The organism is Arthrobacter sp. Y3225116, assembly GCF_059091245.1.
This window is the reverse complement of record NZ_JBNHGL010000201.1, coordinates 1-5,211: the sequence shown is the minus strand read 5'-3', so window position 1 is coordinate 5,211 and position 5,211 is coordinate 1. Positions and strand designations below refer to the sequence as shown.

General features: G+C 71.3%; 5 protein-coding genes. All 5 read right to left on the bottom strand.

The genetic code is table 11. The annotated features are described in order from the left end of the window. Nucleotides 1-832, bottom strand: an 832-nt coding sequence (locus AC5RV2_RS14290; RefSeq protein WP_494092877.1) for a glycosyltransferase, incomplete at its 3' end; no start/stop codon positions are given. Then, on the bottom strand, nucleotides 832-1,911 hold the full coding sequence (locus tag AC5RV2_RS14285; protein ID WP_494092879.1) for a Gfo/Idh/MocA family protein: 1,080 nt from the start codon (nucleotides 1,909-1,911) through the stop codon (nucleotides 832-834). The genes AC5RV2_RS14290 and AC5RV2_RS14285, both read right to left, overlap by 1 nt. Before the next feature lie 2 nt (nucleotides 1,912-1,913). Then, entirely contained in the window at nucleotides 1,914-3,008 is a 1,095-nt protein-coding gene (locus tag AC5RV2_RS14280; protein WP_494092876.1) for a DegT/DnrJ/EryC1/StrS family aminotransferase, read from the bottom strand. After that, nucleotides 3,005-3,625 (bottom strand): acyltransferase, encoded by a 621-nt coding sequence (locus AC5RV2_RS14275; protein WP_494092878.1) that lies wholly within the window; start codon nucleotides 3,623-3,625, stop codon nucleotides 3,005-3,007. The genes AC5RV2_RS14280 and AC5RV2_RS14275 overlap by 4 nt, the downstream gene beginning before the upstream one ends. Nucleotides 3,626-3,684: 59 nt before the next feature. Further along, nucleotides 3,685-4,974 (bottom strand): nucleotide sugar dehydrogenase, encoded by a 1,290-nt coding sequence (locus tag AC5RV2_RS14270; RefSeq protein WP_494092875.1) that lies wholly within the window; start codon nucleotides 4,972-4,974, stop codon nucleotides 3,685-3,687. Nucleotides 4,975-5,211: the final 237 nt, after the last annotated feature.

The following is a 5,211-nucleotide window of genomic DNA, read 5'->3' as shown; positions in this document are numbered from 1 at the left end:
CGCCGGCGATCGTGCCGCCGTCGGCCGTTCCCATGAAGCGGATGCGCTCCCCCGCCGGTGCCGCCCGCCGGCGCAGCTCCTCCAGCTCCACGCCGCCGCCGTACATCAGCAGCCGCGCGTCGGGGTACCGGTCCATGATCTTGAGGAATCCGTCCACGAAGACGCCGGCGCCCTGGATTTCGGACATGGTGCCGGCGTAGACGAAGGTGGGGCCGGGGTGCGCATCGCGGGGCCCGTTCAGGCTGAAGGTGCCGGTGTCGATGCCGGTGCCCACCTCGGCCACCCTGGCGCGTCCGGAGGTCAGCCGCGCCAACGCCTGAGTCACGCCGGTCGAGATGCTCAGGACGCCGGCTGCGCCGGTCACGACCCAGCGTTCCACGGCCCGCAGCACCGTGACCACCTTCGGGTGCACGCCGATTCCGGCCGCCGCATCGGAGCTGACGTCGGCGGAAAAGTACACGTAGGGGCGGCGCCGCAGCGCGGCCGCGGCCCGGACCACCACGCCGGTGGTCGGCGGCGGCTCCACGAGCAGCACGTCGAAGGGCTTCTGCGCCAGCAGGCGGAAGAACAGCGGGATGTCGAAGCTGGCGTACTGGAGATAGCCCCGCACCGCACCGCTGGCATCGCGCAGCACGGGCCAGCGCCGGATCCGGACACCCCGTCCGGCGGCCGCTTCCGCCGCAGCGCGAAGTCCCCGCGGCGGCCGGGTGGTCAGCACTGTCACCTCATGGCCGGCCTCGGTCAACGCCCGCACCGTGGCGGCCAGCCGGTAGGCGGCGGCGCCGGCTTCCGGGAGATAAATCCGGCTGGCCAGCAGGATCCGCAGGCCCATCAGGCGTGCAGCCCGACGGTGCGGGATTCCTTTGCGCTGGCGATCATGGCTTCGGCCACGCGCAAGGTATTCAGCCCTTCCCGCATGGTGACGATGGTCGCGGCGGGACGGTCGGTGCCGGCACCGCCGTCGTGCTCCGCCGCCGCGGCGGCCGGGGCAGGTTGCAGCAGTCCCCGGTTGACCAGGACCGCGTCACGGAAGGCTTCGTGTTCCACCTTCAGCGGTTCGCGCTTGGGGATGGCCAGCCGGGTGATGTTGCCTTCGGAGACGCCGCGGAAGTTCGCCACGGATTCCCATTCGGTGTCGATGGTGCCGTTTTCGTGGAACGTCAGGTCGGCGGTCAGCGTGTCGGCCACGAAGGCGCCGCGCTCCCCGGTGACCACGGTGACCCGTTCCTTCATCGGCGAGAGCCAGTTGACCAGGTGGCTGGTGATCACCCCGTTGGCCAGCTGTCCGATGGCCGCGACCATGTCCTCGTGCTCGCGGCCGGAGCGGATGGTGGTGCGCGCGCTGACGGACTGGTACTCGGACTGCGCCAGCCAGGCGGTGAGGTCGATGTCGTGGGTGCCCAGGTCCTTGATCACGCCCACGTCGGCGATCCGGGCCGGGAACGGGCCCTGCCGGCGGGTGGCGATCTGGAAGATGCGGCCGAGTTCACCGGTTTCCAGCCGGGCGCGCAGCGACTGCAGCGCCGGGTTGTACCGTTCGATGTGGCCGACGGCGCCGACCAGCCCGCGCGATTCGAACGCGGCGGCCAGTTTCTCGCCGCCGGCCACGGTGTCGGCGATCGGCTTCTCCACCATGGTGTGCACGCCGGCTTCGGCCAGGGCCAGGCCGACCTCCTCGTGCAGGCCGGTGGGCACCGCGCACATGGCGATGTCGATCCCGGCCGCGATCAGTTCCTCGACGCCGCCAAAGACGGGCAGGCCGGGCGCCGCGCCGTGCGGGTCGCCGTACGCGTCCGCGACGGCCACCAGTTCCACGCCCTCGGTCTCGCGGAGCACCCGGGCGTGGTGGCGGCCCATCATGCCCAGGCCGATCAGCCCGGCGCGCAGCACCGTCTTGCCGCTCCCCGCCATGCTCACGCCCCTGCCTTCGCGAGGGCGTTGACCGCCGTGGCAATCCGGTCCAGGTCCTCGGCATCGAGCGAGGGATGCACCGGCAGCGAGAGCACCTCGGCCGCCGCGGCTTCGGTCACCGGCAGGTCCGCGGCGACGTTGAAGGAGGGCAGCCGGTGGTTCGGGATCGGGTAGTAGACCCCGGACCCGATGTTGTACTCGTCCTTCAGCGCGGCGGCGAACCGGTCCCGCTCCCCCGCGCCGATCCGCACGGTGTACTGGTGGTAGACGTGGACCGCCCCGGCGGCCACCTTCGGCGTGCCCACGCCGTCCAGGTTCGCGTCCAGGAACGCGGCGTTGGCCCGTCTGCGTTCGGTCCAGCCGAGGACCTTGCCCAGCTGCACCCGGCCGATCGCGGCGTGCAGGTTGGTCATCCGGGCGTTGAAGCCGACCAGTTCGTTTTCGTATTGGCGTTCCATGCCCTGGTTGCGCAGCAGCTGCAGCCGGCGCGCCACGTCGTCGCTGCCGGTGGACACCATGCCGCCTTCGCCGGAGGTCATGTTCTTGGTCGGGTACAGGCTGAACATCGCGAACTCGCCGAACGTGCCCACCGGCCGGCCGCCCAGCGAGGCCCCGTGGGCCTGGGCGGCGTCCTCGAAGAGCAGCAGCGACTTTTCCGCGGCCAGCCTGCCCAGCGCGTCCATGTCGGCCGGGTGCCCGTACAGGTGCACCGGCATGACGGCCTTGGTCCGCCCGGTCACCGCGGCCCGGACCGCGTCCGGGTCCAGGCAGTAGTGCTCCGGCTCGATGTCGGCGAACACCGGGATGGCGCCGGTCAGGGCCACCGAGTTCGCGGTGGCGGCGAAGGTGAAGGACGGGACGATGACCTCGTCGCCCGGGCCGATGCCGGCGGCCAGCAGGCCCAGGTGCAGGCCGGAGGTCCCGGAATTGACCGCCACCGCGTGCCGGCCGTCCAGCAGCACCTGCGAGAACTCCCGCTCGAAGGCTGCGACCTCCGACCCCTGGGCGAGCATCCCGGAGGCCAGCACGGCGTCCACCGCGGCCCGCTCCTCGTCCCCGATGATCGGCTTCGCCGCCGGTATGAAGTCCTTGCTCACAGCTGTTCTCCTCCGGTTTCGTCCGACACTTCGTGCAACACGCCCTCATCCTCCCGGTACCGGGCGCCGGTCGACGGGCACACCCACCCCGACGGGTCCGCCGGGTCCTGCGCCAGCCGCTGTCCGGCCCGGCCCACCCAGCCGATCCGCTTGGCCGGAACCCCGGCCACGAGGGCGAAGTCGGGCACGTCGCGGGTAACCACGGAGCCGGCCGCAACGGTGGCCCAGGCGCCGATGGTCACCGGGGCCACGCAGACCGCCCGCGCGCCGATCGACGCGCCGTCGCGGATGTCCACGCCCACCGGCGTCCAGTCGTCGGCGCTCTTCAGCGACCCGTCCGGGGCGACCGCCCGCGGGTAGGTGTCGTTGGTCAGCACGACCGCCGGGCCGATGAACACCCCGCGGCCCAGCCGCGCCGGCTCGTACACCAGCGCGTAATTCTGAATCTTGCAGTTGTCCCCGGCCTGCACCCCGGTGCCGATGTAGGCGCCCCGGCCCACGATGCAGTTCTCCCCCAGCACCGCGCCCTCGCGGACCTGCGCCAGATGCCAGATCTTCGTTCCCTCGCCCAGCCGGGCTGCGTCGGCCACGTCTGCCGTATCGGCGATGAACGCCATGGGTTCCCTCTTTCCGCTCACGACCGCTGCTCCACCGTCCATTGCGTCTTCGCCCGCCCTCAGGCCTTGCCGATCACCCGGTACGCCACGCCCGGCCAGCGCTCGGCCGAGCTGACCCGCCGGCCGTCGACGAACACCTTCACACCGGGAAGGTCGTCCGGTCCCAGCTGCGCATATTCGGCGTGGTCGGCCTGCACCACCGCGGCGTCGGCCGGCTCGCCCAGCCGGTAGGGCGTGAAGCCCAAGGCATCGAGCTCGGCGTCCGTGAACATCGGATCATGCACGACGGCGGTGCCACCCCGGGCGTTGATCGCCTCCACCGCGCCGAACACCCCGGAGAACGCCGTCTCCTTCACCCCGCCGCGGTAGGCAGCGCCCAGCACTGCCACGCGCGCGCCGGCCAGGTCGCCGTACGCGCCCTCCAGCAGGCCGATCGTGTAGTCCGGCATGCCCGCGTTCGCGGCCCGGGCCGCAGCCACCACCGTGGCCGACGGATCGTTCCACAGGTACAGCCGCGGGTATACCGGTATGCAGTGCCCGCCGACGGCGATGCCGGGCTGGTGGATATGGCTGTAGGGCTGGGAGTTGGACGCTTCGATCACCTGGTAGATGTCGATCCCGGCGGTCGCGGCATAGCGGGCGAACTGGTTCGCCAACCCGATGTTCACGTCCCGGTAGGTGGTCTCGGCGAGCTTGGCCAGCTCGGAGGCCTCAGCCGAGCCCAGGTCCCAGACGCCGTTGCCGCGCGGCAGGTCTGGACGGTCGTCGAAGTCCAGCACCGCCTCGTAGAACTCCTGCGCCGCCGCGGCACCGGCCCCGGACAGCCCGCCGATGAGCTTGGGATACTTGCGCAGGTCCTCGAACACCCGCCCGGTCAGCACCCGCTCCGGGGAAAAGACCACGTGGAAGTCCTCGCCCTCGACCAGGCCGGAGCCGGCCTCGAGCATCGGCTTCCAGCGGGTCCGGGTGGTGCCCACCGGCAGCGTGGTCTCGTAGGAGACCAGCGTGCCCGGCGTCAGGTGCCGGGCCAGCTCCTGCGTGGCGGCATCCATCCAGCCGAAGTCGGGCTTGGCCTCCGCGTCCACGAACAGCGGAACCACCAGCACCACGGCGTCCGCTCCCGGCACCGCGTCCGCATAGTCGGTGGTCGCCCGCAGCCTGCCCGCCGGCACCAGCTCGGCCAGCCGGTCCTGGAGCCCAGCCTCCCCCGGGAACGGTTCGCTGCCCGCGTTGACCAGGTCGACCACGGCGGAGTTGACGTCCACGCCGACGACCTCGTGCCCCTTCGAGGCGAACTGGGCGGCCAGCGGCAACCCGATCTTTCCCAGAGCAATGACAGCGATCTTCAAGAGCTAAGGCCTTTTCTCGTTGTGTCGTGGTGTCGGCCCTTCGGCCCAGAGTCAAGGGTATCGCTTGTTCGCGCCTGCCTCCGGTTCCGCGGGTTATCCACATACCGGGCAATGCAGAGGAAAGCGGGACTGCCTTCGGCCTAGGTTCCTTGTCATGGTCCTTCATCTGACGCTGGCGGCGGCCCCCGGCCTTCCGGCCACCGCGGCGGCCTGGGTCGCGGCGCATGCCGATGGCGT

Coding starts and splice junctions, on each gene's coding strand:
- AC5RV2_RS14275 (WP_494092878.1), bottom strand. CDS start 3,625: ATGGCGTTCATCGCCGATACGGCAGACGTGGCCGACGCAGCCCGGCTG.
- AC5RV2_RS14285 (WP_494092879.1), bottom strand. CDS start 1,911: ATGGCGGGGAGCGGCAAGACGGTGCTGCGCGCCGGGCTGATCGGCCTG.